General features: G+C 70.9%; 23 protein-coding genes and 1 pseudogene. 9 read left to right on the top strand and 15 right to left on the bottom strand.

What is annotated here, in order from left to right; all coding sequences use genetic code 11:
* Positions 1-95: 95 nt before the first annotated feature.
* The 5 genes from VS93_RS22465 to VS93_RS29455 form a co-directional block, all read right to left on the bottom strand.
* Positions 96-1,262 (bottom strand): acyl-CoA dehydrogenase family protein, encoded by a 1,167-nt coding sequence (locus tag VS93_RS22465; protein ID WP_046471873.1) that lies wholly within the window; start codon positions 1,260-1,262, stop codon positions 96-98.
* Positions 1,263-1,362: 100 nt separating this feature from the next.
* Positions 1,363-2,241: an FAS1-like dehydratase domain-containing protein gene (locus VS93_RS22460; RefSeq protein WP_046471872.1), complete on the bottom strand. Its 879-nt coding sequence runs from the start codon at positions 2,239-2,241 to the stop codon at positions 1,363-1,365.
* A 102-nt stretch (positions 2,242-2,343) separates the two neighbouring features.
* Positions 2,344-3,486 carry a CaiB/BaiF CoA transferase family protein gene (locus VS93_RS22455; RefSeq protein ID WP_046471871.1) on the bottom strand — a complete coding sequence of 381 codons (1,143 nt, stop codon included), beginning with the start codon at positions 3,484-3,486 and terminating at the stop codon, positions 2,344-2,346.
* Between the two features lie 293 nt (positions 3,487-3,779).
* The gene (locus tag VS93_RS22450) at positions 3,780-4,559 is read right to left on the bottom strand and encodes a hypothetical protein (RefSeq protein WP_046471870.1); all 780 of its coding nucleotides are present in this window, start codon (positions 4,557-4,559) and stop codon (positions 3,780-3,782) included.
* 10 nt (positions 4,560-4,569) lie between these two features.
* Positions 4,570-4,734: a hypothetical protein gene (locus VS93_RS29455; RefSeq protein ID WP_156184971.1), complete on the bottom strand. Its 165-nt coding sequence runs from the start codon at positions 4,732-4,734 to the stop codon at positions 4,570-4,572.
* Positions 4,735-5,067: 333 nt separating this feature from the next.
* Here VS93_RS29455 and VS93_RS22445 point away from each other — a divergent pair, with 333 nt between their 5' ends.
* The 4 genes and pseudogenes from VS93_RS22445 to VS93_RS22435 all read left to right on the top strand — a co-directional run bounded on the left by VS93_RS22445 (position 5,068) and on the right by VS93_RS22435 (position 9,159).
* Complete coding sequence (locus VS93_RS22445) at positions 5,068-6,036, top strand: cation diffusion facilitator family transporter (RefSeq protein ID WP_046471869.1); 969 nt, start codon at positions 5,068-5,070, stop codon at positions 6,034-6,036.
* 333 nt (positions 6,037-6,369) lie between these two features.
* Positions 6,370-6,942 (top strand): annotated as a pseudogene (locus tag VS93_RS33545) (calcium-binding protein); the annotation flags it as partial.
* A 14-nt stretch (positions 6,943-6,956) separates the two neighbouring features.
* Positions 6,957-7,145 carry a hypothetical protein gene (locus VS93_RS29445; RefSeq protein ID WP_052745925.1) on the top strand — a complete coding sequence of 63 codons (189 nt, stop codon included), beginning with the start codon at positions 6,957-6,959 and terminating at the stop codon, positions 7,143-7,145.
* An 805-nt stretch (positions 7,146-7,950) separates the two neighbouring features.
* On the top strand, positions 7,951-9,159 hold the full coding sequence (locus tag VS93_RS22435; protein ID WP_046471868.1) for a PKD domain-containing protein: 1,209 nt from the start codon (positions 7,951-7,953) through the stop codon (positions 9,157-9,159).
* A 251-nt stretch (positions 9,160-9,410) separates the two neighbouring features.
* Here VS93_RS22435 and VS93_RS22430 read toward each other — a convergent pair whose 3' ends face one another.
* On the bottom strand, positions 9,411-9,890 hold the full coding sequence (locus tag VS93_RS22430) for a VOC family protein (RefSeq protein ID WP_046471867.1): 480 nt from the start codon (positions 9,888-9,890) through the stop codon (positions 9,411-9,413).
* A 190-nt stretch (positions 9,891-10,080) separates the two neighbouring features.
* Positions 10,081-12,201: an ATP-binding protein gene (locus VS93_RS22425; RefSeq protein ID WP_046471866.1), complete on the bottom strand. Its 2,121-nt coding sequence runs from the start codon at positions 12,199-12,201 to the stop codon at positions 10,081-10,083.
* Positions 12,202-12,543: 342 nt separating this feature from the next.
* Between VS93_RS22425 and VS93_RS22420 the strand changes: the two genes are divergently transcribed.
* On the top strand, positions 12,544-13,557 hold the full coding sequence (locus tag VS93_RS22420; protein ID WP_046471865.1) for an RNA polymerase subunit sigma-70: 1,014 nt from the start codon (positions 12,544-12,546) through the stop codon (positions 13,555-13,557).
* Between the two features lie 130 nt (positions 13,558-13,687).
* The gene (locus VS93_RS22415) at positions 13,688-14,134 is read left to right on the top strand and encodes a DoxX family protein (RefSeq protein WP_046471864.1); all 447 of its coding nucleotides are present in this window, start codon (positions 13,688-13,690) and stop codon (positions 14,132-14,134) included.
* Between the two features lie 147 nt (positions 14,135-14,281).
* Here the strand turns inward: VS93_RS22415 and galK are convergent, their stop codons facing one another.
* From galK to VS93_RS22395, 4 genes are read right to left on the bottom strand one after another with little or no spacing between them, the layout of a single operon-like run.
* Positions 14,282-15,433, bottom strand: coding sequence for a galactokinase (gene galK / locus VS93_RS22410; protein ID WP_046471863.1), 1,152 nt, complete (start codon positions 15,431-15,433; stop codon positions 14,282-14,284).
* A complete protein-coding gene (gene galE / locus VS93_RS22405) occupies positions 15,430-16,389 on the bottom strand; it encodes a UDP-glucose 4-epimerase GalE (RefSeq protein ID WP_046471862.1) in 960 nt (319 codons plus the stop codon). Before galE ends, galK begins: the two co-directional genes overlap by 4 nt.
* Positions 16,386-17,468: a galactose-1-phosphate uridylyltransferase gene (gene galT / locus VS93_RS22400; RefSeq protein WP_046471861.1), complete on the bottom strand. Its 1,083-nt coding sequence runs from the start codon at positions 17,466-17,468 to the stop codon at positions 16,386-16,388. Before galT ends, galE begins: the two co-directional genes overlap by 4 nt.
* Entirely contained in the window at positions 17,468-18,265 is a 798-nt protein-coding gene (locus VS93_RS22395; protein WP_046471860.1) for a DeoR/GlpR family DNA-binding transcription regulator, read from the bottom strand. The genes galT and VS93_RS22395 overlap by 1 nt, the downstream gene beginning before the upstream one ends.
* Positions 18,266-19,144: 879 nt before the next feature.
* On the opposite strand from VS93_RS22395, the gene VS93_RS22390 reads away from it, so the two are divergent.
* Together VS93_RS22390 and VS93_RS22385 are read left to right on the top strand one after the other, a co-directional pair.
* Positions 19,145-22,063, top strand: coding sequence for a glycoside hydrolase family 2 TIM barrel-domain containing protein (locus tag VS93_RS22390; RefSeq protein WP_046471859.1), 2,919 nt, complete (start codon positions 19,145-19,147; stop codon positions 22,061-22,063).
* Between the two features lie 233 nt (positions 22,064-22,296).
* Positions 22,297-22,518 carry a hypothetical protein gene (locus VS93_RS22385; RefSeq protein WP_046471858.1) on the top strand — a complete coding sequence of 74 codons (222 nt, stop codon included), beginning with the start codon at positions 22,297-22,299 and terminating at the stop codon, positions 22,516-22,518.
* A 107-nt stretch (positions 22,519-22,625) separates the two neighbouring features.
* Here VS93_RS22385 and VS93_RS22380 read toward each other — a convergent pair whose 3' ends face one another.
* Positions 22,626-23,042 carry a VOC family protein gene (locus VS93_RS22380; protein ID WP_046471857.1) on the bottom strand — a complete coding sequence of 139 codons (417 nt, stop codon included), beginning with the start codon at positions 23,040-23,042 and terminating at the stop codon, positions 22,626-22,628.
* An 81-nt stretch (positions 23,043-23,123) separates the two neighbouring features.
* Between VS93_RS22380 and VS93_RS22375 the strand changes: the two genes are divergently transcribed.
* On the top strand, positions 23,124-23,714 hold the full coding sequence (locus VS93_RS22375) for a TetR/AcrR family transcriptional regulator (RefSeq protein WP_046471856.1): 591 nt from the start codon (positions 23,124-23,126) through the stop codon (positions 23,712-23,714).
* Between the two features lie 52 nt (positions 23,715-23,766).
* Here VS93_RS22375 and VS93_RS30640 read toward each other — a convergent pair whose 3' ends face one another.
* The 3 genes from VS93_RS30640 to VS93_RS29855 all read right to left on the bottom strand — a co-directional run.
* A complete protein-coding gene (locus tag VS93_RS30640) occupies positions 23,767-24,054 on the bottom strand; it encodes an aminoglycoside adenylyltransferase domain-containing protein (RefSeq protein WP_046471855.1) in 288 nt (95 codons plus the stop codon).
* Between the two features lie 67 nt (positions 24,055-24,121).
* Positions 24,122-24,796: an HAD family hydrolase gene (locus VS93_RS22365; RefSeq protein WP_046471854.1), complete on the bottom strand. Its 675-nt coding sequence runs from the start codon at positions 24,794-24,796 to the stop codon at positions 24,122-24,124.
* A 92-nt stretch (positions 24,797-24,888) separates the two neighbouring features.
* A partial coding sequence (locus VS93_RS29855; RefSeq protein WP_046471853.1) for a hypothetical protein occupies positions 24,889-25,126 on the bottom strand: 238 nt, incomplete at its 5' end.

Raw genomic sequence — 25,126 nt, 5'->3', positions numbered from 1 at the left:
TTTCAGCCCCCAACCGTAGCCGGGTCCTTTTCGTAAGGGGACGGGAACCTCGGTTTGGGCGGGCGGGACGTACGCCGTGCGGGCGGGCGCGTCCCTCAGCGGGCCGGACGCCGCTCGACACCACGCGTGACGAGCTGGCGGGCGATGACGTCGCGCTGGATCTCGTTGGTGCCCTCGCCGACGATCATCAGCGGCGCGTCGCGGAAGTAGCGCTCCACGTCGAACTCCGTGGAGTAGCCGTACCCGCCGTGGATGCGGACCGCGTCGAGCGCGATCTCCATCGCCGCCTCCGAGGCGAACAGCTTGGCCATCCCGGCTTCCAGGTCGGCCCGAGCCCCGGAGTCGTAGACCTCCGCGGCGCGGTGGGTCAGCTGCCGGGCCGCCTCCAGCTTGGTGGCCATGTCGGCGAGCATCCCGCCGACCGCCTGGTGTTTCCAGATGGGTTTGCCGAACGCCTCGCGCTGCTGGGCGTAGTCGAGCGCGTCGGCCAGCGCGGCCTGCCCCACACCGAGCGCCCGAGAGGCGACCTGGATACGGCCGATCTCCAGGCCGCGCATCATCTGGGAGAACCCGTGGCCCTCCTCACCGCCGAGCAGCGCGCCGGCCGGCGCACGGTACCCCTCGAAGACCAGCTCGCAGGACTCGACTCCCTTGTAGCCGAGTTTGGGAAGGTCGCGGGAGACGGTGAACCCCGGGCCGTGTTCGACCAGCAGGATGCTGATGCCCCGGTGCGCGGGCTCGGCCTCCGGGTCGGTTTTGCACAGCAGCGCGACCAGGCCGGAGTGCCGGGCGTTGGAGATCCAGGTCTTGCCGCCGTCGACCACGTAGCCGTCCCCGTCGCGCCGCGCCACCGTCCGCATGGCCTGCAGGTCCGAGCCGCCCCCGGGTTCGGTCAGCGCCATGGTGGCGCGCAGCTCACCGGTCGCCATGCGCGGCAGGTAGCGCTTCTTCTGCTCCTCGGTTCCGAAGGCCAGCAGCAGCTTGGCCACCACGGTGTGCCCGCCCATGGCGCCGGCCAGGCTCATCCAGCCGCGCGAGAGTTCCTCGGTGACCTGGGAGTAGCAGACGGCCGAGACCTCGGCGTCGCCGTAGGGCTCGGGGATCGCCAGCCCGTAGACGCCCATCTCCTTCATCTGCCCGATGAGGTCTTCGGGGTAGGCGTCGGCGTGCTCCAGCTCGCGGACCACCGGGCGCACCTCGCGGTTCACCCAGTCGGCGACGGTGCGGACGATGAGCTGCTCCTCTTCGGGCAGTTGGGCCATCGGGCGGATTCCTCTCGAAGACGTGGTCGGTTGCGGTCCGGGCGGTCGCACCGCCCGGCTCCGGCGGCGAATCCGGGCTCGCGCCGCTTGGAGGCGGTGCTCACGCCGGCTCGAACTCCGCGCGGGCGGTCGCGGCGGGCTGATCGCCCGAGCCGAAGGCGCGCAGGTCGGCCGCCCCGGCCTCAGGGGTTCCGGCCAGCAGAACGGGGGTGCCGGCGAAACAGGGGCGGCGCAGCCGGAACTCGTAGCGGCGCACCCGCAGTCCCCGCCGCCGGGGCGGCTCCAGCAGGGCGATCGCGATCAGGGGCCCGTGCACCACGAGACCGGGAAAGCCCTCCACCTGGGTGGTGTAGGGGTGGTCGTAGTGGATGCGGTGGGCGTTGTAGGTCAGGGCGCTGAACCGGAACAGCATCGTGGGTGTGGGGTCCAGCCGCAGGGTCCACGGGGCGTCGACGCCGGCCGGGGGCGCGGGCCGCCGCCCGGCGGGTTCGAGGCGGTGGCGCCGGTAGACGATGTCCTGCCGCTCGACCATCCGGGTCCGCCCGCTGGCGCTGAAGACGTGCTCCTCGGTGACGAACAGCAGCTCGCCGCTGCGGCCCGTCTTCGCCTCGGTCTTCGCGACGCGCGAGCGGCGGGTGACGCGCTCGCCGACGCGCAGCGGTTCGGTGATGTCGACGCGGCCGCCGGCGAACATCCGGTGCCGGCCCGGGATGGGGGGAAGGAAGCCGCCGTCCCGGACGTGGCCGTCGGGGCCGAGCTCGGACTCGGCGGGACGGTCGAGGAAGTGCGTCCAGTGCCACAGGGGAGGCAGCGGATCCCCGTCGGCGCCGACGGGGCTGGACTGGTCGAAGATGCCGGCCAGCGCCGTGGAGGGGGCGGCGGTGATGGTCTCCTCCCTGACCGACTCGGGGGGATGCCATCGCTGTGCCCAGGTGCCGAGCGGGACCGCCTCACCGGTGCGGTGGTGTTCCTGCGCCATCCTCGGTTCCTCCGTTCGTCTTCGCTCAGGGATGTCCGGTCCGCGTGACGGGCGGACCCGCCCACGGAGCCGGGAGGGCGGGTCCGTTCCGGGGTGCGGTGCTCACCGATCGGCCTCCAGTTCGGCGAGGATCGCGTCGTTGTGCTCGCCGACCGCCGGGACGGGGCCCATCCGGGGCTCCGCGCCGCCGATCGCGACCGGGGGGAGCAGCGCGCGGATCGGACCGGCCGGGGAAGGGACGTCGCGCCAGCGGCCGCGGGCGGCCAGTTGCGGGTGGTCGGCGAACTCCGCCATCGTCCGCAGCCGCGCGTTGGCGACTCCGGCCGCGTCGAGTAGCTCCAGCGCGCGGTCGGCGGCCAGCTCCGCGAACGCGTCCTCGATGGCTTCGCGCACCCGCTCCCGGTTGCGTACCCGGTCGCTGTTGGTGGCGAAGTCCGGGGTGACCGCCAGCTTCGGCCGGCCCAGGACCCGCTCGCACAGCGACCGCCACTCGCGGTCGTTCTGCACGGCGAGGAACACCTCGCCGCCGTCGCCGGTTCGGAATGGGCCGTAGGGGACGATGGCGGCGTGCCGTGCGCCGGTGCGCCCCGGCGCGGTGCCGCCGTAACGCGCGTAGTAGTAGGGGTAGCCCATCCACTCGCCGAGGGCGTCCAGCATGGCGACGTCGACATGGGTTCCGGCACTGGTGCGTTCACGCTCGAAGAGGGCGGCGAGGATTCCCGAGTAGGCGTACATCGCCGCCGCGATGTCGGCCACCGATATCCCGGACTTGGCGGGTTCCTCCTCGCTCCCGGTGATCGAGAGCAGCCCCGCCTCGCACTGGATCAGCAGGTCGTAGGCTTTTTTGTCGCGGTACGGGCCATCGGGCCCGTAACCGGAGATCGCGCAGGTGACCAGACGCGGGTTGCGGCGGTGCAGCGCCTCGGCGCCGAAGCCCGCGCGTTCGGCGGCGCCCGGAGCGAGGTTCTGCACGAACACGTCGGCCCGGTCGACGAGCCGCCCCAGGATGCCGGCGTCGCCGGGGTCCTTCAGGTCCAGCGCTAGGCTCTCCTTGCCCCGGTTGAGCCAGACGAAGTGGCTCGCCAGCCCTTTGACCGTGGTGTCGTAACCGCGCGCGAAGTCGCCCGTGCCGGGGCGCTCGACCTTGATCACCCGCGCCCCGAGGTCGGCCAGTTGCCGCGTCGTGAACGGTGCGGCGACCGCCTGCTCGACCGAAACGACGGTGACACCGTCCAAAGCGCCCATCAAGCGCCCCTCCTAACGACTGAGGGAAGGGAGCCGCGTGGTCGCGGTCCCGGTGGCCGGACGCGGGCGGATTCGCTGCCGCGGGTCCCGGCGGCGGTACACCCGTACGGTCCCCTCCGCCGCCTCGGCGCGGGCACCGCCACCTGCCGCCGCCCGGCGCCACTCCCTCCCACTACGAGGGCAGGCAACGAGTCAGATGTCAAGCCGGGGGAGGCTGAGGCGGGCGGTGGCCGACCAGCGCGCCCGGGCGGCCCCGCCGAAGTCGAACCGGGCAAGTGCCCAGGACACCCCGCTCAGCTCGTGGCGGGCGGATCGGGGCGTCCGGCGATCAGCTCGGTCAACCAGGTGCCGGCCCGCGCGATCGGCTGGCGGAACCGCTGCTCGCGCTTGGTCGCCCGGGCCAGCTTGCGTGCGGGCGCGTCGCCGGAGCGGTGGTAGCGCCACCGCGCCCACGGGGCGCGGGGCCGGGACAGGCGCGTGGCGCCCACTATGAGCAGGGGTGGAAGGTACAGGCCGATGATGCCGGTCCAGAGCTTGCCCTTGAGCACGGTGATCACGGCCAGCCCCAGGTTGAGCAGGATCGCCCCCAACATGAGGAGCCACTCCTGCATCCCGCCCTCGGTCGCGGCCGCCACGAAGTCGTTCAGGACGTCGGGGCGCGCACCGAGCAGCAGCAGGCCGGTCACGGCGAAGGTGACGAACAGTGCGCTGATGGAGGAGCGGCCCTCCGCTGACCAGTAGACGTCGCGCAGCCGCAGGATCAGCGCGAACTCGTCCAGCACCAGTGCCGCACCGACCCCGAACAGCGCTCCTGAGGCGGCCCGCCAGCCGGTCAGGTCCGGGTCGACGGCGAACCCGGCGACACCGCCGAGCAGCATCATCACCACGCCGAACACGGCATGGTGGATGTGCACGCCGCCGGCTGCGACGTTCCCGGGCCACCAGCGGACCTGCGCCCTGATCAGCCGGGTCGAGGTCCGGATGAACACGAAACCGACGATCATGCCGATGAACAGGCAGAACAGCGACAGTCGGCCGGTGGCCACGATGGTCTGCTCGAACCAGTGCGCCATGTCGCCGCTCTCAGCGGCGCGGCCGGGCGGGCACGGGACGGGGAGAGGGAAAGGCGCGGACGACCCGGCCGGTGCGGGAGGTGCCGGAACCGCCGGTCACCAGCGTCTCGAACCGGTCGTTGCCGAGGTGGGAATCCCCGGCCCGTTCCCCGATGGTGGGCTCCGACGATGTCATGTTCCCCCCAGTAGTGGTGCCCGGTCGGAGCGTCGCGACCCCTGTCCTTCAGCGTATCGATCCAGGCCTTCCCGGTTGTCGTCACCAGTCGGCGGGTCTGGAAGGCGCTCCGGAAGGACGCGCCCGCCCGGCTGGCGGTCGTCTCGCCGCCGGCGGCGCTAAGGACACACAGGCACCACCCCGAACGCGCTGCGCGAGTGAGCGAGGACGGGCGTTCCGGGAGCGGCGGTCCGCTGGGGCGCTTCCCTGGGGGCCGTCGGTCGGTCGGCCCATCGGTTCATGGTAGAAGTGAGTGCATTCATACGGCGGCTGAGGATGAGAGCGCGACCAACCGTGAGCGTTGAGGGAAGCACGAAAGCTGTGGTCACCGCCCTGGCAGCGAACCTGGGCATCGCGGTCACCAAGTTCGTGGCCTATCTGCTGACAGCCTCGTCGGCGATGCTGGCCGAGTCGATCCACTCGGTCGCCGATTCCAGTAACCAGGCGCTGCTGTTGATCGGCGGCAAGCGGGCCCGGCGGCGCGCCACGCCCGACCATCCCTTCGGGTACGGGCGCGAGCGCTACATCTATGCCTTCATCGTGGCGATCGTGCTGTTCAGCGTCGGCGGGTTGTTCGCGCTGTACGAGGCCTGGCACAAGATCAGCGACCCGCACCCCATCACCGAGTGGCAGTGGGTGCCCATCACGGTACTGCTGGTCGCCATCGTGCTGGAGGCCGCCGCGTTGCGCACCGCGGTCAGGGAGTCCAACGCCGAGCGCGGCGATGCCGGCTGGGTGCAGTTCGTGCGCCGTTCGAAGTCCCCAGAACTGCCGGTGATCCTGCTGGAGGACATCGGCGCACTGGTCGGCCTGGTGTTCGCGCTGGCGGGCGTGACGATGACGCTGCTCACCGGAAACGGTGTCTGGGACGGGGTCGGTACCGCCGCGATCGGTGTCCTGCTGGTCGTCATCGCGGTCGTGTTGGCCGTGGAGGTCAAGAGCCTACTGATCGGTGAGTCCGCGAGCGCGGAGCACGAGCGGCGAATCGAACGGGCGATCCTGGCCGGAGACGACGTCGACACGATCATCCACATGCGCACCATGCACCTGGGGCCTGACGAGTTGCTGGTGGCGGTCAAGATCGCCATCGACTCCGAGGACGATGCGCGCGACGTCGCCCATGCCATCAACGGCGCTGAGACCCGCGTCCGCCAGGCCGTCCCGATCGCCCGGCTGATCTACATCGAGCCCGACATCCTGCTCGCCCGCCGGCCGGCATCGCCGGTCGCCCAGGAGGACCAGAGCGCCGGCGCCGATAGCTAGTACGGTCACGGACCGTCTTGGCCGGCGCCGGTGGCGCAGTGCCCGTTCTCCCGTGCCGTGACCCGGCCGTTCCCGGCCAGGGCCGGCCCCATCGGTCGGCGAATCCGGAGCGAATTCCCTGACGGGACCCATTTCCGCTCGCGGAAGTCCACGGATCCGCCGCCCGGTGCCGCGCGACGCGAAGTCGAGAATGGCAATTTCGGGGGAGCCGCGGCCCGAATCCTCTTAATTCTGATCCGAAGGATTTTCGTGGGGCGGTAGCGGAAGTACCGGCCAGGGTCGAAAAAATGGTACCTAAAGTCCTTGTTGACACATTCTCGGTGCGTGTTGAAAATGCATCACGAGGGCGCGGAGAATAAAGTCGATCGGGAGTGGTTCTCGTGGAGATTTAATTTTCGCGTCAATGCTGTTCGAGTGTGCAATTGGAGTCTGGAAGCCATGATTCTGCAACGGTCTCGAATTCCTAAAACCCTGCTCTATGCTGTTCCGGGGACACTGCTCGGCACCGTGCTCGTCATGCTGCCGGCGACGCCCGCGCACGCTCAGCCCCAGTGCAACGGTAAGAACGCCACGATCGTCGGCACCGAGGGCGACGACACCATATTCGGCACCTCGGGTGCGGACGTCATCGTCACTCTGGGCGGCGACGATCTGGTGTTCGCCGGCGGGGGCAACGACACGGTGTGCCCGGGGGCCGGGAGGGACATCCTCTCCGGTGGCAACGGCGCCGACTGGGCGCACGGGCAGGCGGGTCCCGACACCCTCCACGGCGACGCCGGAGCGGACACGCTCATCGGCGGAGCGGGGGTGGACAATCTAAGCGGCGGCGACGGCGCCGACGTGCTCAACGGCGAGGCCGGAGCGGACACTCTCTCCGGCGGTAACGCTGCCGACGATCTGGACGGCGGCAACGGTGCGACGTGCTCAACGGCGACGCCGGACCGGACATGCTTGAGGGCGGTCCGGGCAACGACACCATCAACGGCAACGCCGGCAACGACACGCTCACCGACCAGTCGGGCACCGACGAGGGCCACGGCGGTCCGGGCGTGGCCGACCGCTGCTCCGCCGCCATCGAGACGCGCACCGGGTGCGAGATCATCATCTGACCTTCTCCACCGACCGGAACGCCGTACGCATCCCCGTTGGGACCGCCGCCCCAGCCGCCCGTGCCGTGGTCGCCCCCCTTGCTCCTGTGATGGAGCGGGATAGGCGAGGAGCCGGTGGCGCCGTGGACGAGAATCCCGGCCCCGCCTGCGGCGTTCCGGTTACTGCGGCGGCCGGCACAGGACCGCGGCACGAGAGTGCTGTCCGCGTGGACGGCGGACCGTGGTTCAGCGGTTCCTGTGCCGGTTCACCGACTCGGCGAGTTCCTCTTCGTTCATCCTGGAACGCCCCTTGACGTCGAGGCGCCGCGCCACCTCATAGAGCTCCCGCTGCCGGGGAACCCGTTGCGCGGAGCCGCGGAAGCGCTGCGGTTCCTCCCGGCGCCTTTCGGAGAACGCGTCTCCCGGTCCCCCTCGCGCTCGCCGAAGCGGTCACCGTGCGTCGGCGGTTACCGGCGCCTCCTCGCTGCCGTCCTCCCGATAGTCGGCGAGAGGAGACCCGCGCCAGTGCGCCGGCCGGAGCGGGAGGGGCATGCCTGCTCTCATCTGGAAGAAGAGCGGCCTGCACGGCATTTTCTCCGTGTGGCGATACGTTTTTCCGGACTGCGCCAAAGCTGCGTGACCTGCATTTCCATTTGTGATTCCGGAATGCGGAACATTCTCGGAGAAGTGTGTCCGATAACACGTTACTACTGAGTTAAACAAGCCTTCGCCGTGGCGGTTTGCGGCCATCTCTTTCCCTGGTCATTTCACGCACTCGCGTCCCACGATGTAATTTCCCCCACAATTCAAGATCCGCGGAGTGCTGATGTTGAAAGCGAGACACCTCCCCGTCACGGCCGCCGTCGCCGCAGGTCTGATCCCCTTCACCATGGCGGCTCCGGCCGCCGCCGCCCCCGCTCCGAGTGCCGCCTCTCTCCAGGAGACGCGGTGGGTCGCCATGGGCGACTCCTTCCAGTCCGGTGTCGGCACCGGCGACTACTACGACGACAGCGGCGATTGCGAGCGCTCCCCGGAGGCGCACCCGCAACTGCTGCACGAGAACGGTGTCGTTCCCGGCGGGCTTGATTTCGTCGCCTGCAGCGGTGCCGCCATCGACGACCTCTACTCCGGACGGCACGGCGAGCCACCGCAAATGGACGCGGTGCGAGAGAACAGCGAGAACATCTCCCACGTGACCGTCGGAATCGGCGGAAACGACCTCGACTTCGCCAGCAATCTCCTTGAGTGCATCATCCAGGGCTGGGCGGGAGACTCCTGCGAAGAGCGGTTGGACGACCGGGTCCAGGAGCGGTTCGACGAGATAATGGCGCAGGACCCCGGTACCGGCCTGAACAAGTTCCAGCAGGTCTACACCGATATCGCGGGCGAAGTGCCGGAGTCGGCCGCTATCGCCGCCATCACCTACCCCCGGTTCTTCCCCGTCGACGGCGGATCGGATTGGACGGGGCAGGACCGCTGCGCCACCATCCGGGTCAGCGACCAACTGTGGATCAACAACTGGATCCAGCGGCTGAACACCGGGATCGCCGACTCGGCGGAGTCGACCGGGGCCCTTCCGATCGATCTCTACGACGCTCCGGCCGGGCGCGAACTGTGCAACCCCGACGGCAACGACAGGTACCTGCACGCAGTCCAGTTCGACAGCAGCACATTCCACCCCACCCCGCTCGGATACCAGATCAACGCCGACGTCGTCGGTCCGCACCTGCAGGGAGCGGGAGCGCAACCGGTCCCGGCCGAGGTCCTTTCGGTGCGCGACCTGCCGGAGCCGCCCGAGGCGCGGGCGGAGATCGGGCAGGACGGCGACATGATCTCCGTCGACGGCTCGGAGTCGACGGAGGGCGACGGCCGGATCGAGACCTACCTCTGGGAGTTCGACGACGGCGAGCTCGTCGAGGGCGAGAGCGTCACGCACACCTACGAGGAGGAGGGGACCTACCACGTCACCCTCACTGTGATCGACGCCAACGGGGAGATGGGATTCTCCGACGGTATGGAGATCGTCGTCGGGTGAACCGGCGGGCGGCCGGGGCGCACCCCGGTCGCCCGCCGAGGGCGCGGGACCGGTGGTCCCGCGCCCCGGTCCGTTTCGCGGAGAGCCACGCGCGCACGGCTCGGGAGCTCAAGGCCCCGGACGGGCGATCCCACGGAGCGGTCGGGCAGGGACGCGATCCGCGCTTCCCCGCGGGGGACGAACACCTCTCGGACCACCCCTGGTCACCGCGACTTGACACGAGAAGTGCCGTTCTTCCGTCCGGGAGGTTCTCACAGCCCGGCGTAGGCTTTCCGGGCCGCGGCGATGTCGAGCTTGGTCATCGTGAACATCGCCTCGGTGGCCCGCTTCGCCTTCTCCGGGTCCGGGTCGCTGATCATGTCGATGAGCACGGTGGGGATGACCTGCCAGGAGACCCCGTACTTGTCCTTGAGCCAGCCGCACTGGACCTCCTGGCCGCCCTCGGAGAGCCTGTTCCAGTAGTAGTCCACCTCGTCCTGGTCATCGCAGTAGATCTGGAACGAGACGGCCTCGTTGAACGTGAACTCCGGCCCGCCGTTCAGCGCGACGAACTTCTGGCCGTTGAGCTCGAACTCGACCACCATGACCGTGCCGGCGGGACCCGGCCCCGCCTCGGTGTAGCGGCCGACCCTTCCGAGCTTGGAGTCCTTGAAGATCGAGATGTAGTGGTTCGCCGCCTCTTCGGCCTGCCCGTCGAACCACAGGCACGTGGTGAATCCGTTGGTGGTCACTGGTCTCTCCCGGCGCTTGGGTGTGTTCACCTGTACTGACCGGTCTCGTGCCGCGAACTCATCGGCGGCCGGCCCGATGATTTCGTGCGGTCCTCCGGGCCCCGGTGGCCGCCGCCGCGACCCCCGCGGAACCGCTCCCCGCCCGAAGACGGCGCCGCGGTACCACCGGCGTCCTGGTCTCCGCGCCGTCTTACTCGTCGTACGGCGGAGCGACGAGGGCGTAGGCGATGCCGTCCTCAGGCTCCGTCTCCAGCCCGGCCCGGTACTCCGCCTCATAGGCGGCGTCGCCGACGGCCTCCCGGGTCCGGTGTTCGCACGCCTCCCGGGCCGCGATGAGTTCGGGCGAGCCCATCTGCGGGCGGCCGACCATCTGCCAGATCCGCTGGGTGATGCCGAGCAGCCGGGCCGCCCGTTTCCCGTATCCTTGGGCCGCCACGGCCGGGGCGAGCGTGTCCAGGGTCAGCGCGATTCCGGGAATGTTGTGCAGAGGATGCCACCCCTTTATCGCGTCGCGCGCGTGCGCGGCCGCCGAGGCGGCTCTGCCCTCCGCCAGTTCCGTCATCGCCTCCAGCCAGTCGGCGGCGGAGCGCAACCACTGCTCGCCGTATGGGGAGCACTCAGCGCGCACCCCGACGGCCAGGGCGGCGCCTTGGGGGAACTCCCCCTGCACGATATGGTTGAGTGCCCGCCCCAGTCGGCTCAGAAGCCGGCCCGCTTCCCGGTAGCCGCTGCCGCGAGCGGGCACAGGGGCCGCCTCGTCGTAGACTGTGGCCCCGCGTGCCGGTTCCCCCAGCAGCGTCAGGCAGCTCGCGATGGGGTAGGTCGCGGCGAGTACGGCCTCCGGGTCCTCCTGTTGCTGCGCGGCGCTGCGGCACGCGGTTCCCAGCCGGAGCCCGGCCTCGTTTTCCCCCTGGACCATGGCGGTCATCGAGCAGGCCCACAGGGCCCGGGTCCGTTCCGGGCCGGGGCGGAGATCCTTGGCGAGCGCCTGTTCCAGGTAGCGGCGGCCCTCCCGGTGGAAGCCGCAGGCGAACCAGAAGAACCACAGGGCTCCGGCCAGTTCCAGCGCGGTGCGGCCGTCCGGCTCGGCCAGGCTGACCTCCAGCGCCGTACGGAGGTTGGCGTGCTCGGCGACCATGCGCTCATACCAGGCCACCTGGTCCGGGCCCATGTACTCGGCGTCTCCCCGGCGAGCCAGCCGCAGGTAGAAGTCCCGGTGGTGCCGATGGACCTGCTCCTCCTCGCCCAGCTCGCGCAGCCACCGCGCGCCGTACTCGCGCACCGTGTCCCGCATGCGGTAGCGCACCGCCCCGCACTCCGCGTCCTCCGGTTCCTCCCGCCGCACGATGGATTTGTCCACCAGAGCGTTCAGCGCCCGGAGGACATCGCGGGCCGGCAGCGGCCCGCCGGAGCAGACGGACTCGGCCGCTTCGTTATCGAAGCCGTCGGGGAACACCGACAGCCGGGCCCACAGCAGCCGTTCCAGCGGCGCGCACAGCTCATGGCTCCACCCGATGGTGGTGCGCAGCGTCTGATGCCGCGCTTGCCCCGGGCGGTCGGTGTCCTGCGCGGTCAGCAGATCGAATCGCGAGTGCAGCCGTTCGCTGAGCTGGTCCACGGTCAGCTCGGACAGCCGGGCCGCCGCCAATTCGATCGCCAGCGGAATGCCGTCCAGGCGCCGGCAGATCCCGGCCGCCGTCTCCTGGTTGTCCTCGTCGAGGACGAACCCCGGCGCGGCTGTCGCGGCCCGCTGGGCGAACAGCATCACCGCCTCGCCGTTTTCCTCCGCATCGGCGCACGGGTGGGTGCTGACGGGCAGCGGCTGCACCACCACCTCCCGCTCCGCCGGAAGGTCCAGAGGCTGGCGGCTGGAGGCGAGGACGTGCAGCCCCGGCGTCGCCTCCAGCAGGGTGTCCGTTATCTGGGCGCACGCCTCGACCAGATGCTCGCAGGTGTCCAGCACCAGCAGCAGACGCTTGTCCGCGAGCCACTCGGCCAGTACCTCCACCGGAGGCCGCGCGGTCTGGTCCGCCAGCGGGAGCGTTTCGAGGACGACGTGGCCCACCAGCGCGGGATCCTGCAGCGAGGAGAGTTCCACCAGCCACACCCCGTCGGGGAACCCGGCCCGCACGCCGTTCGCCGCTCGCAGGGCCAACCGCGTCTTGCCCACCCCGCCCACCCCGGCCAGTGTCACCAGCCGGGCCCGTTCCAGCAGACCGTTCAGATGGTCCAGTTCGGTCTGGCGGCCCACGAAACTCGTCGTCTCGGCCGGAAGGTTTCCCACCCGCCGACCGCGTCCGGTGGTTGCCATGGAACCCCTCGCGCCGATCCGTCCGCCGGTAAAGAGCCGACGGCCCTCTTCGCTGCCGCTCCACCGGGCTCCGCGGATGCCCGGTGATCTGCTGCGTACTGGAAATGGCGTGTCACAGGGCATGACTCCGCAGGCCGCCGGGTGGCGACAGGCGTTCACTCTGCCAGCGCTGACGTACCGACACAAGACGCGGCCTCCGCGGAACCGGGCGGCGGCCCGCTCGCCGGTAGCCCGGAAATGTGGGTGGCTGCCGCTACGGTCCCTTTGAAGGGGACCACTGGCATGCGCATCGCTGCCTTGCCGCGATGCTCCGGCTGGTCGCAGCGGCAAGGGAAGGTTGGGATGGAAACGATGGACGATACCACTGTTGCGGGCACGGCCGGCGCACCGCCCGCACCGGAGGAGCTGGAGCGGCACCGGGCGGGGCTCACAGGGTACTGCTACCGGATGCTGGGTTCCGCGTTCGAGGCAGACGACGCCGCTCAGGAGACCCTCGTTCGGGCGTGGCGCGGCATGAGCCGGTTCGAGGGCCGGGCGTCGTTGCGCACCTGGCTCTACCGCATCGCGACCAACGTCTGCCTGAGCAGCCTGGACGGTCGGCAGCGCCGGGCCCGCCCCATGGACCTCGCCGGCGCCGGGACCGTGGCCTCGCCGCTGGGGCCCGTACACGCGGAGTCCACCTGGGTCGAGCCCATTCCCGACGACCGTGTCCTGGCGCCGGACGCCGACCCCGGTGAGCATGCGGTGGTCCGCGACACGGTCCGGCTGGCGTTCGTCGCGGCGCTGCAGCACCTGGAGCCCCGGCAACGCGCGGTGCTGATCCTGCGGGAGGTGCTGGCCTGGCGGGCCGCCGAGGTCGCCGAACTGCTCGGCACCACGGTCGCGTCGGTCAACAGCGTCCTGCAGCGCGCCCGGGCCAGGATCACGGCGCGCCGGGGCGAGGCGACCGACCCGGTCCGTCCTCTGGACCCCGAACAGCGCGCACTGCTGGAGCGCTACGTCAGCGCGTTCGAGAGTTACGACATCGACGCGCTGACCGCGTTGCTGCACGAGGAGGCGACACTGTCGATGCCGCCGTACCGGTTGTGGCTGCGCGGCCCCGCCGCCATCGCCGAGTGGATGCTCGGGCCCGGACACGGCTGCCGCGGATCACGCCTGCTTCCGGTGCACGCCAGCGGATCACCCGCGTTCGGCCAGTACCGTCCAAGTGGTGCCGGCGGCGGGTTCGAACCGTGGGCACTGCAGGTCGTCGAGATCTCCGCCGGCCGGATCGTCGGGCTGAACTCCTTCCTCGACACGGCCCGCTGGTTCCCGCTGTTCGGCCTCCCGGACCGACCCGGTGCCGAGGAGGGGTAGCCGCGCAGGCGGCCCGATGCGCGCCCCGAAACCGCCCTGCGGTCGAATCGCGCCGGGACCGATGAGTTCGGCGCCGGTGCGAGGTCTACCCGATAACGGAACCGTGGACCTCACCGCAAGGAGAACCATCATGACACAGCAGCGCAGACCCGACGACCGGGTGGCGGGGGACGAGTCGGCGGGCGGCGCCCGCGGACGCGTTATGGGCATCGTGCTGTGGGTACTGCAGCTCGTGCTCGCCGTCTTCTTCGCCGTGGCCAGCGCCTTTCCCAAGCTCACCGCGCACTCTTCGGCCGTGGAGGCCTTCGACCTCATCGGCTACGGCGACTGGTTCATGTATCTCATCGGTGTTCTGGAACTGGCCGGCGCCATCGGGCTGCTGATCCCGATCCTGTCCGGGGTGACCGCGCTCGCCTTCATCGGTCTGATGGCCGGTGCGTTCCTCTACCAGGTAACCGTGTTCGACGGCCAGTTCTGGTTCACCCCGATCATTCTGCTGGTGGTCTTCGCCTTCATCGCCTGGGGGCGCCGTGACCGCACCGCGCAACTCGCCGCCCGGCTGACCGGACGCGGGTGAGCCCGAGCCCGGTAAGGGGCCCTCGTGCGGCACCTTCGCCGCCGGGTGGTGGCCCGACCGAGCCACCACCCGGCGGCGACCGTTCGGTGCGCCTCTCGGCCGCGGGCTTTCCCTGTCCGGTCCGCGCGCCGCGGCTCCGGGCCGGGCTCACGGCGCCGGGGGCAGGCGGCGCGCTCCGGGGGAGGGGACGGCGGTGAAGATCCCCGGTTCGGCGAAGTCCTTGTCGTGGAAGGCCGCGCGGACGGCGTCGGCGCAGGCGTCCGCGCGGTGGGTGTCGGCGAGGGCGATGACGCAGCCGCCGAAGCCCCCTCCGGTGATGCGTGCGCCCAGCGCCCCCGCGTCCAGGGCCGCTTCGACCGCCGTGTCGACCGCCGCGACGCTGACCTCGTAGTCGTCCCGCAGCGATGCGTGGGACGCGGTGAGCAGCGGCCCGGTCTCCCGGGGCCGGCCGGAGCGGAGCAGATCGACGGTGTCGAGAACGCGGGCGTTCTCGGTGACCACGTGGCGCACCCGGCGCCGCGTCGGCTCGTCGGGCAGCGCCTCCAGGGCCCGCGCGAGCCCGGACGTACCGATGTCGCGCAGGGCCTCCACCTCCAGCAGCCGCGCGGCGTGCTCGCAGGTGCGGCGGCGCGCGGCGTACTCGCCCTCGACCAGCCGGTGCGCGGCGCGCGTGTCGACGGCCAGCAGAACCAGGCCGCGCCCGGCGAGGTCGAGCGGCACCTGCTCGGACCGGAGCGAACGCGAGTCCAAGAACAGGGCGTGGTCCTGCGTGGCGAGCATCACCGCCGACTGGTCCATGATCCCGCACGGCATCCCGACGAACTCGTTCTCGGCCCGCTGCGCCAGACGGGCGACGGCCGCCCCGTCGAGGCCGATGTTGTGCAGATGCGTGGCGGCCAGGACCGTCGCGCAGGTCAGCGCCGCGGAGGAGGACAGACCCGCACCGGCCGGGATGGCGCTGTCGACCAGCACGTCGAGCCCGCCGACGTAGTGGCCGCCGGCCAGCAGCGCCCAGACGGCGCCGGCCGGGTAGGCGGCCCACCCGGTGACCGTCCCCGGGCGCAGTTCGTCGATGCGGGTGTGCAGCCGGTGGCCGTCCTGGCGGGAGTGGAACCGCAGCACCCCGTCCCGGCGGCGCGCGGCGGCCGCGGCCAGGAGGCGGGGGAGCGCGATGGGAAGCACGAATCCGTCGTTGTAGTCGGTGTGCTCGCCGATGAGGTTGATCCGCCCCGGTGCGGCCCACACGCCCTGGGCCGGGTAACCGAAGGCGCGCCGGAACGCCGCTGCCGCGCCCGTCATTCCCCCGTTCCCCGTCCCCGGACGAACGACCAGGCGTCGCCGACGATCGTGTCGATCCCGTGGCGGGCCTCCCAGCCCAGCTCCTTGCGGGCGCGCTCGTTGGAGGCCACGAGGACCGCCGGATCGCCCGGCCTGCGCGGCCCCTCGACCGCGGGCACGGGGCGGCCCGTGACGCGGCGGGCGGCGCTGAGCACCTCGCGGACGGTGCAGCCGCTTCCGGTTCCCAGGTTGTAGACGCGGAACGTGCCGGGCCCGGCCTGTTCGAGCGCCCGCAGATGGGCGTCGGCGAGGTCGACGACGTGGAGGTAGTCGCGTATCGCCGAGCCGTCCCGTGTGGGGTAGTCGGTGCCGTGGACCTGGGCGTGGTCGAGTTCGCCGGCGGCCACGCGCAGCAGGGTGGGCACGAGGTGGGTCTCCGGGTCGTGGCGCTCGCCGTAGCGGCCGTGCGCCCCGGCCACGTTGAAGTAGCGCAGGCTCACCACGCCGAGCCCGTACGCCTGGGACCACGCCTGCAGCATCTGGTCGGCGGCGAGCTTGCTGGCCCCGTAGGGGGACGTCGGGACGGCCGGTTTGGTCTCGGTCACCGGAGAGGAGGCCGGTTCGCCGTAGGTCGCCGCGGTCGAGGAGAACACCATGCGCCCGGTGCCGTGCCGGCGCGTGGCCTCGGCCAGCGCGAGGGTGCCCGAGACGTTGGTGCGCCAGTACAGACCCGGGTGATGCATGGACTCGCTGACCAGTGACTTCGCGGCGAAGTGCAGCACCGCGTCGTAGGAGGGGTCGAGTACGTCGCCGGCGTCGTGCAGGTCGGCCTGGACGAGCGAGGCGCCCGGCGGTACCGCGTCGCGGTGGCCGGTGGACAGGTCGTCGAGGACGGTGACCGCGTGCCCTGCCTCCAGCAGCAGTGCGGTGACCACGCTGCCGATGTAGCCGGCCCCTCCGGTGACGAGCAGTTTCACGAAGCGGCCTCCCGGAGCCGCTGGGCGGTGGTCTCGGGCGGAACGTCGTTCACGAAAACCCCCATGGCGGACTCGGAGCCGGCCAGGTGCTTGAGTTTCCCGGGCGCGCGCCGGATCGAGAAGAGCTCCAGATGCAGGTAGGCCAGATCGCGCTGGAAACGCACCGGTGCCTGGTGCCAGGCGGCGACGTAGGGTAGCGGTCCGTCGAAGAGCCCGTCGAGGCGGGCCAGAATGTCCAGGTAGAGGTGGCTGAAGTCGTCGCGCTCGGCCTCGGTCAGGGCCGGCAGGTCCAGAACCTGGCGGTTGGGGTAGACGTGCAGCTCGACCGGCCAGCGCGCCGCGGCCGGAACGAACGCCGTCCAGTGCTCGGTCCTGCTCACGACGCGGGTCCGCGCGGACTGCTCGGCCCGCAGGTTGTCGGCGAACAGGTTGCGCCAGGTGCGCTCGCGGTAGCGGTGGGCGGAGTCGAGGGTCCGCTGCGTGCGCGGGGTGAGGAACGGGTAGGCGTAGATCTGCCCGTGCGGGTGGTGCAGTGTCACGCCGATCTCGGATCCGCGGTTCTCGAAGCAGAACACCTGCTCCACGTGGGGCAGCTCGGACAGCGCCAGCGTGCGGTCGCTCCAGGCGTCGACGATGGTGCGCACCCGACGCGGGCTGAGGTCGGCGAACGAGGCGTTGTGGTCGGGGGCGAAGCAGAGTACCTCGCAGCGCCCCTCGGTGGGCCTGCGCGAGGCCAGCGGCTCGCCGGTGCGGTCGTCGGGCCGGTCTCCCTCCGATGCCAGCGACGGGAAGCGGTTCTCGAAGGCCACCACGTCGTAGCTGGAGGAGGGGATCTCGGTCGGCCGCCCCGGGGCAGAGGGACACAGCGGGCAGTCGTCGCTCGGCGGCAGGTGGGTGCGTTCTTGCCGGTGGGAGGCCATAACCACCCACTCGCGCAGCAGCGGGTCGAATCGAGCCTCCGAGACGGTCGACAGCGGCGCGAGCTCCCGGGGGTCGAACAGCTCCCGGCGCGCGTCGTCGGATTCGTCGAAGTAGATGATCTCGCGCCCGTCGGCCAGTCGCGCGGGTGTCTTCCTCATCAACCTGCCTGTTCCGCCGGCGCGTCGCCTTGGGCGAGGATCAGGCCGCCGACGTGCTCCGACAGCGTCTCGCGGGCCTGCGATCCGAGAGCGGAGTCGGTGACCAGCACGTCGCACCGCTCCAGCGGCGCGATGGTGCTGATGCCAACGGTTCCCCACTTGGTGTGGTCGGCCACGACCACGAGTTTGCGGGAGGCCTCGACCAGCGCCTGGTTCGTCTCGGCCTCCATGAGGTTGGGCGTGGTGAAGCCCGCCCACTCCTGCATCCCGTGCACTCCGAGCAGGAGCACGTCGAGGTGTAGGCTGCGCACCGCGGTCAGCGCGAGAGGGCCCACGAGTGCGTCCGAGGGGGTGCGGAAGCCGCCGGTGAGCGCGACCGTCTGGTCCGAACGCGAGGAGCGGTAGAACACGTCGGCCACGCGAAGGCTGTTGGTCACGACCGTCAGCCCGGGCGTATCGCGCAGGTACTCGGCGACGGTGCAGGTCGTCGTGCCGGCGGACAGGCCCACCGCGCTGTCGGGTTCGATCAGCCGGGCGGCCTCGCGGGCGATCGCGTGCTTCTCGCGCTCCTGGCGCGAGGACTTCGCCTCGAACCCGGGCTCTTCGGTGCTGGTGCCGGAGGGTGTCACGGCGCCCCCGTGTACCTTGCGGAGCACGCCGCGGCCCTCCAGGGCGTCCAGGTCGCGCCGGATGGTCATGTCCGATACCGCGAAGCTCTCGACGAGGTCGGTGACCCGTACTCCACCCGATTGCTGCACTTTCTCGAGGATCAGCTCTTGTCGCTGCGCAGCCAGCATTGGTCCCCTTGTCCTGTCGCGTCACCCGGGTCCAGGTGCCGGGGAGCTGTCATCATCCGACGTCTGATTGATCATGTCGAAACGTGTTGAAAACAGTTTGCCAGGTTTGTGGTCGGTGTCAAACTCCCGCGCCCGGCGTGGGCGGGTGATCGCCCAGGTCGAACGACCAGTGTGAACACCGATGCGGCGACGGGGTGCCGAATCGCGGCCCGGAGTGAGCGGCGCCTTCCGGTGCCTCCTCGCGGCGGCGGTCCGGCGATGTTGTCGATCGACCGATCTCCGAGTCTCCGTGGCGGAAGGGGGTGCCGGGATGTGCGTTCGAAATTGGTGAGAAGTGTTGACAATCCGTGGACTGCCTGCGGAGGATGTGGATGTCTCTGGGGTATTACTTTCACATATGTTTGATTAGCCGCCGGCGAGGGAGCCCGCAATGCGATACTTGCCGAAGTCCGCGCAGAGCTTGCGCATGATCTCTTCACAGTGGCCGAGAACGGCGTCGGTGAAGGGGCCACGCCGGTCCCCGGGTGTGAAGACCAAGTGTGCGTGCAGGGTGTGGACGACCGTTGCCTGAGTCGGCGGTACGACACGCCCAGCCGGTGGTCTCTGGAGGACCGCGGGCCGGTTCAAGGGCGTGCGGTTCGCCTGATCCCCGGGCGCGCTCGAACTCCCGCGGGAACACCGCAAGGGCGAGTCGGGCCCGATTCAACGCGGCGGCGTGTTCTATCCGGTGGCTACCTGTGAGGTTCCCGAGGAAGAGTCGTACGAGCCGGAGGGCTTCATCGGCGTAGACCTCGGTATCGCCGATATCGCCACCGCCTCCACCGGCTACCGCGCCGCCGGGCGCGGCCCGAACCGGCACCGGCCGCCTCAAGGAGCGATGTGTCCTCTGCCTTCCCCGCCCACCCGCCCTACTACGAGAGTTTCGCCCCCTCGGCCGGGACCAGGCCGGCCCGCGCCCGGTTCGGCTCCGACGCCGCCGAACTCGACCTGGACGGAACATGGCGCTTCCGCCTGCTTCCCCGGGCCGACGCCGCGACCGGCGGTTTCGAGAGCCCCGGCTTCGACGACTCCGGATGGGACGCGCTTCCCGTCCCCTCGCACTGGCAGATGCGCGGCTACGGCCGCCCGGCCTACACCAACATCGGGTATCCGTTCCCCATCGACCCGCCGCACGTGCCCGACGAGAACCCCACCGGCGACTACCGCCGCGTCTTCGACCTGCCCGGCGACTGGCCCGGCGGCCCGGCCGCGCTGCGCTTCGAGGGGGTGGACTCCTGCTTCGCGGTCTGGCTGAACGGGACCGCGCTGGGCCACTCCACCGGAAGCCGCCTGCCCACCGAGTTCGACGCCGGCCCGCTGCTGCGCCGGGGCCGCAACACGCTCGCGGTCCGGGTCCACCAGTGGTCGGCGGCCAGCTACCTGGAGGACCAGGACATGTGGTGGCTGTCGGGCATCTTCCGCGGGGTCCGCCTGCTGGCCCGGCCCGCCGGCGGCCTGGACGACTTCTTCGTGCACGCCGACTACGACCACACCACCGGCACCGGGACGCTGCGGGTGGACGCCGACGTCCTCGCCCGGATCACCGTCGCCGAGCTCGGCCTGGTGGAGGCCCCGACCGGTATCGCCCATCCGGTGGGTCGCGTCGACCCCTGGTCGGCCGAGACGCCCCGCCTGTACCGGGGCGTGCTGGCCACCGAGGCCGAGAGCGTCCCGGTGCGCGTCGGGTTCCGCACCGTCGACATCTCCGGCGGGCAGTTGCGGGTCAACGGCCGGACCCTGCTGCTGCGCGGCGTGAACCGACACGAGTGGCACGCCGACCACGGCCGGGCGGTGCCCTACGCGTCGATGCGCGAGGACGTGGAGCTCATGAAGCGCCACAACATCAACGCGGTGCGCACCAGCCACTACCCGCCCCACCCCGATTTCCTCGACCTGTGCGACGAGCTGGGCCTGTGGGTCATCGACGAATGCGACCTGGAGACCCACGGGTTCGAGCAGGTCGGGTGGCGCCGCAACCCCTCCGACGATCCCCGCTGGCGCGAAGCGGTGCTCGACCGGATGCGGCGCATGGTGGAGCGGGACAAGAACCACCCGAGCATTGTCGTGTGGTCCCTCGGCAACGAGTCCGGGACGGGGGAGAACCTGCGGGTCATGGCCGAGTGGACCCGCGGGCGCGACCCGCACCGGCCGGTCCACTACGAGGGGGACGCGGAAGGCGCGTACACCGACCTCTACTCCCGCATGTACGCCCCGCACGCGGAAGTGGACGCGATCGGCCGTCGAGCGGAGCCCCCGCCCGCCGACGCGGCCCATGACGCCCGCCGGCGGGCCATGCCCTTCGTGCTGTGCGAGTACGCCCACGCCATGGGAACCGGCCCGGGCGGCCTGCGCGAGTACCAGGAGCTCTTCGAGGCCCACCCCCGCTGCCAGGGCGGTTTCGTCTGGGAGTGGATCGACCACGGCATCCGGCGCCGCGAACCCGCCGGGACCGAATGGTTCGCCTACGGGGGCGACTTCGGAGAGGAGCTGCACGATGGGAACTTCGTCGCCGACGGCCTGCTCTTCCCCGACCGCTCGCCCAGCCCCGGACTGGGCGAGCTCAAGAAGACCGTCGAACCGGTCCGCATCACCCCCGACCCGGCGGCCGGAACCATCGGCATCGCCAACGGCTGGGACTTCGCCGACACCTCCGGGCTCGCCTTCCACTGGTCGGCCGAAGAGGAGGGCGTCGTCGTCGCCGAGGGGCGGCTCGCCGTCAACCTTCCGCCCGGGGGCGCCACCGACGTGCCTCTTCCGAGGATTCCCGAGACCAGAGGCGAGACGTGGCTGACCGTGCGGGCCCTCCTCGACTGCGGTGCGCCCTGGGCGCCGGCCGGGCACGAGGTCGCCTGGGGCCAGGCGCGTATCGCTGGTGTGGCACCGGAGCCGGAGGCGGCCCCCCGCCGCCCCAGCGCGGTTGTGACCACGGGGGGAGACAGAGCGACCGGCGGCACCCTCGCCATCGGGCCGGGCGTGTTCGCCCCCGCCCTGGGGGCGCTGCGCGGCATCGGGGGCATACCCGTCACCCCTCCCGTTCTTGATCTGTGGCGCGCGCCGACCGACAACGACCACGCGCGGCACGGTGTCTCCGTCGAGGCGCAGTGGCGCGGTATCGGGCTGCACCGGCTCACCGAGCGGCTCATCGGAACAGAGCAGGAGGAAGAGGCTCTCACCGTGCACACCCGCGTCGCCCCCGCCGCGAGCGACCTGGGGGTGCGGGTCGCCTACCGGTGGACGGCCGAGCGGGGCGGGCTGCTGCTGACGTTGGACACCGAACCCGAAGGGGAGTGGCCGTGCCCGCTGCCCCGCCTGGGAGTGCGTCTGGCACTGCCGCGCGAGATGGGGGAGGTCGAGTGGTTCGGCCGTGGACCGGAGGAGGCGTACCCGGATATGGCACAGGCGGCGCGGGTCGGCCGCTACACGCGCTCCGTCGACGAGCTCCAGACGCCCTGCGTGCGCCCCCAGGAGAACGGTAACCGGACGGACACCCGCTGGGCGGTTTTCCGGACCGCGGACGGTATCGGACTGAGGGTGGACGGCGACCCCGTGTTCGACTTCTCCGCCCGCAGGTGGAGCACGAAGGCCCTGGACGCCGCCCGGCACACGCACGAACTGGTGCCGGAGGACCGGATTCACCTGCATCTCGACCTGGGCCATACCGGAATCGGCTCGGCCTCGTGCGGCCCCGGGGTGCTGCCGCGGTACCGCCTGGAGGCGGTACGCCGTCAGTTGCGGCTCGGATTCAGCCCGCTCGGGTGAGACGCGCGCCCCGTACTGCGCGGGTGCGGGGCGGCGCGCAGACGGGGCCGGCGGCGGCCCCGGACACGCGGCCGGCCCCTCCCGGGCTCTCTGTACACCTGGCGGAAGCTTTTCCGCGGGATGTCGTTTGTCCGCCGTATGCGCGGATAGCCGCTGTCACACATGGGGCCCGGTTCGGGTGCCCTATTGGAGAAGTCGCGGTACGGAAACAAGGACAAGGACTAGGAGTAGGCATGGCGCACACCAGCGAAGAAACGACCAAGACGCAGGACAAGAACTACAACGCAGTGAGCGTGCTCTACCACACGCTGCAGGAGGGCGAAACGATCGAGCGCTACATCCGGGACGCCCGCGAGAACGGCGACGACGAGCTCGCCGAGTTCTTCTCCCAGGTGCAGAGCCAGGACCGGGAGCGCGCGCAGCGCGCCAAGCAGCTCCTTAAAGCGCGCCTGTAGCGGTTCCCGATGGAGCGGTTCCGGAAGCCGATCACGCCCGCGGGTGGGGCCGGGGGACCCCGCGTGCCCCACCCTCCGGTTTCCGGGGGAGAGCGCCCGGCCCGGCGTCAGGGGCCGACATACCGGTCGGCGTAGGCCGAGGAGGGCGCGATCGGCGTGATGACGTCGATGAGTACCCCGTTGGGGTCGGCCACGATGAAGTGCCGCTGCCCGAAGTCCTCGCTTCGCAGTTCGAGTTCGGCCCGCACCCCTCCGCGGACGACGATCCGCTCCCACTCCGCGTCCACATCCTCCACCTCGAAGTTGAGCAGCAGTCCTTGGACGGGAGCACGGTACGCCTCGGGCAGGGTCGGGTGCGTGGGGTCGAGCAGGGCGAGCTCATAGGACGGCGGTCCCGGAAGCCGCAGGCTCACGTACCAGTCGGCTTCGAACGTCGTCTCGAACCCCAGAAGCCCTGCGTAGAAGGTGCGGGACTCCTGAAGCCGCGAAGTGCAGATCACCGGATACAGGCTGGTCGGTCGCATCGCGCGCCTCCCTTTTCGCGTACCAGCGGTATGTGAGTTACGGTACTGGCATACCACTGGTAGGTCAAAGAGGTGGGTGCGATGACACGCGGCACCAGGGTGCAGCAGCGTGAGCACACCAGGCGGGTGCTGCTGCGCGAGAGCAGGCGCCTGTTCGCGACACTCGGCTACGGCGCCGTGGGCCTGTCGGAGATCGTCCACGCCGCCGGGGTCACCAAGGGCGCGCTCTACCACCACTTCGACAGCAAGGCCGGGCTGTTCCGCGCGGTCCTGGAGCAGGTCCAGCAGGAGGTGGCTCGGACGGTGGCCCGGACCGCCGACGCCCAGGACGACTCCTGGACGCGGCTGACCGCCGGCTGCCAGGCGTTCCTCACCGCCGGCACCGATCCGGACATCCAGCGGATCATGCTCGTCGACGGTCCCGCCGTGCTGGGCTGGAACGAATGGCGCGCGCTGGACGAGGCGGCCTCGGCCCGTCATCTGGCCGACGCGCTCAGCACCCTGATCGAGGAGGGAGTGATCGCCCCGCAGCCGGTCGAGCCGCTGACTCACCTGCTGTCGGGGGCGATGAACGAGGCGGCCCTGTGGCTGGCGGCCTCGGGGGATCCCGCGGACCTGCCCGCCACCCGGGCCGCACTGTCGCGGCTGCTGGAGGCGCTGCGCATCAGGTGAACCCGCGTTCGTCCATGAGCCCTTTCCGACGCATCGCGCGCGGCTGCGGGGCTTAGCGGTGCGAGAGCCGGTCGATCTCGGCGAGTACCCGGTCTACATGCGGGCGTACCCGGGCCCTGAGCTCGTCGCTCCAGTCCTCCTCGGAGTACCGGCGGGTGAGATACAGCTCCTTGGCATGTTCCAGCACGGGGCGGTGCTCTGGCGGGAGCTGGGCCAGGGCCCACACATCGCTGGTCGGCTGCAGACCACCGAACACCGAGGACCCGTGCAGGTAGGTGCCGATGGCCCCGGGGCCGAGTACGTCGCCGACCAGCCCCACGATCGTTCGAATCTGGTCCATCACCCCAGTATCCGCCACCGGCCGGGGAGACGAAGCGCCTGTCGGTGGGAGGCGCCCGTCCGAGACGTCACCCCTGGGCGATCTCCCGCAGGCGGGTGGCCACGTCGTCCAGGTCCGCGGCCTGGTGGCGCGGAAGGGGGCCCCGAGGGTCCAGATGGTGCCCGTCGCGCTGCAGGTGGACGAAGGTGAGTCCCGCCGCCGCGGCCCCTTGGACATCGCGGGGTGACGTCGCCACGTGGATCAGGGGCGAGAGCCGCTGCTGCGCCCGGTGGTAGATCTCCGGGGCGGGTTTGTAGGCTCCTAGGCGCTGTGAGGTGAACACCCGGCCGGCGTCGACGAACGCGGCGGCCCGGGTGCGCCACAGGATGTTGTCGTCGACGTTCGACAGGATCCCGACCGGGTACTCCCGGGAGATGCGAGGCAGCCCTTCCGCGACGTCGGGCCACAAAGGCCATTGCGAGACAGAGCCGAGGACGCGCTCGGTGTCGGAGGACGGGTCGCCATCGATCCCGAGGTCGCGGTAGGCGTCGGCGAGCGCCCCGCGCGAGAGTTCGGCGAACGGGACCCAGTCCGCGCACTGGCGCTGGGCCTCCTTGTTGAGCGCGTCCCAGCGTCCGTAGACCGCCGCGCCGTCCACGGGCCAGCCCCGCTCGTCGGCCAGCGCCTGGAACACCGCGCTCCCGCCCTTCCGGGAGTCGATCAGCGCACTGAAGAGATCGAATGTGACAACGGCGGGAACCACGGTGTCTCCTCCTGGATGATCGATGCGCAGGCCACCGGCGCTCACCCGAGCGAATCACAGACTCTCCGACACCGCGAGGAGGAGGCGGCCTGCTAGGAGCCACCCCCGCCGCCTCCTCCACCTCCGCCGGAGCCGCCGCCCCCATCGCCACCGCCGATTTCGGCACCGAACCCGCCGGAGCCGCCGTCAACGTTGTAGAAGCCGCCGGGCCCGCCGTCCCCTGAGGAGGCGGCCGCAGGGGCGCTGGTCTGCCCGCACTGTTCAGCGAAGTCGACCAGCCCGGCGATGGAGAAGGAGCCCGCCGCGCTGACCTCCAGCGAGATGTTCACT

The sequence above is a fragment of the Allosalinactinospora lopnorensis genome, from assembly GCF_000981225.1.
In the GTDB taxonomy this organism is placed as follows: domain Bacteria; phylum Actinomycetota; class Actinomycetes; order Streptosporangiales; family Streptosporangiaceae; genus Allosalinactinospora; species Allosalinactinospora lopnorensis.
This window is presented reverse-complemented; position numbering and strand designations above follow the sequence as displayed.

Bases quoted from the DNA above. Each gene is read 5' to 3' on its own strand.
- VS93_RS22465 (WP_046471873.1), bottom strand. From the start codon at position 1,262: ATGGCCCAACTGCCCGAAGAGGAGCAGCTCATCGTCCGCACCGTCGCC.
- VS93_RS22460 (WP_046471872.1), bottom strand. From the start codon at position 2,241: ATGGCGCAGGAACACCACCGCACCGGTGAGGCGGTCCCGCTCGGCACC.
- VS93_RS22455 (WP_046471871.1), bottom strand. From the start codon at position 3,486: ATGGGCGCTTTGGACGGTGTCACCGTCGTTTCGGTCGAGCAGGCGGTC.
- VS93_RS22450 (WP_046471870.1), bottom strand. From the start codon at position 4,559: ATGGCGCACTGGTTCGAGCAGACCATCGTGGCCACCGGCCGACTGTCG.
- VS93_RS29455 (WP_156184971.1), bottom strand. From the start codon at position 4,734: ATGACATCGTCGGAGCCCACCATCGGGGAACGGGCCGGGGATTCCCAC.
- VS93_RS22435 (WP_046471868.1), top strand. From the start codon at position 7,951: ATGTTGAAAGCGAGACACCTCCCCGTCACGGCCGCCGTCGCCGCAGGT.
- VS93_RS22425 (WP_046471866.1), bottom strand. From the start codon at position 12,201: ATGGCAACCACCGGACGCGGTCGGCGGGTGGGAAACCTTCCGGCCGAG.
- VS93_RS22420 (WP_046471865.1), top strand. From the start codon at position 12,544: ATGGAAACGATGGACGATACCACTGTTGCGGGCACGGCCGGCGCACCG.
- VS93_RS22415 (WP_046471864.1), top strand. From the start codon at position 13,688: ATGACACAGCAGCGCAGACCCGACGACCGGGTGGCGGGGGACGAGTCG.
- galK (WP_046471863.1), bottom strand. From the start codon at position 15,433: ATGACGGGCGCGGCAGCGGCGTTCCGGCGCGCCTTCGGTTACCCGGCC.
- galT (WP_046471861.1), bottom strand. From the start codon at position 17,468: ATGAGGAAGACACCCGCGCGACTGGCCGACGGGCGCGAGATCATCTAC.
- VS93_RS22395 (WP_046471860.1), bottom strand. From the start codon at position 18,265: ATGCTGGCTGCGCAGCGACAAGAGCTGATCCTCGAGAAAGTGCAGCAA.
- VS93_RS22385 (WP_046471858.1), top strand. From the start codon at position 22,297: ATGGCGCACACCAGCGAAGAAACGACCAAGACGCAGGACAAGAACTAC.
- VS93_RS22380 (WP_046471857.1), bottom strand. From the start codon at position 23,042: ATGCGACCGACCAGCCTGTATCCGGTGATCTGCACTTCGCGGCTTCAG.
- VS93_RS22375 (WP_046471856.1), top strand. From the start codon at position 23,124: ATGACACGCGGCACCAGGGTGCAGCAGCGTGAGCACACCAGGCGGGTG.
- VS93_RS30640 (WP_046471855.1), bottom strand. From the start codon at position 24,054: ATGGACCAGATTCGAACGATCGTGGGGCTGGTCGGCGACGTACTCGGC.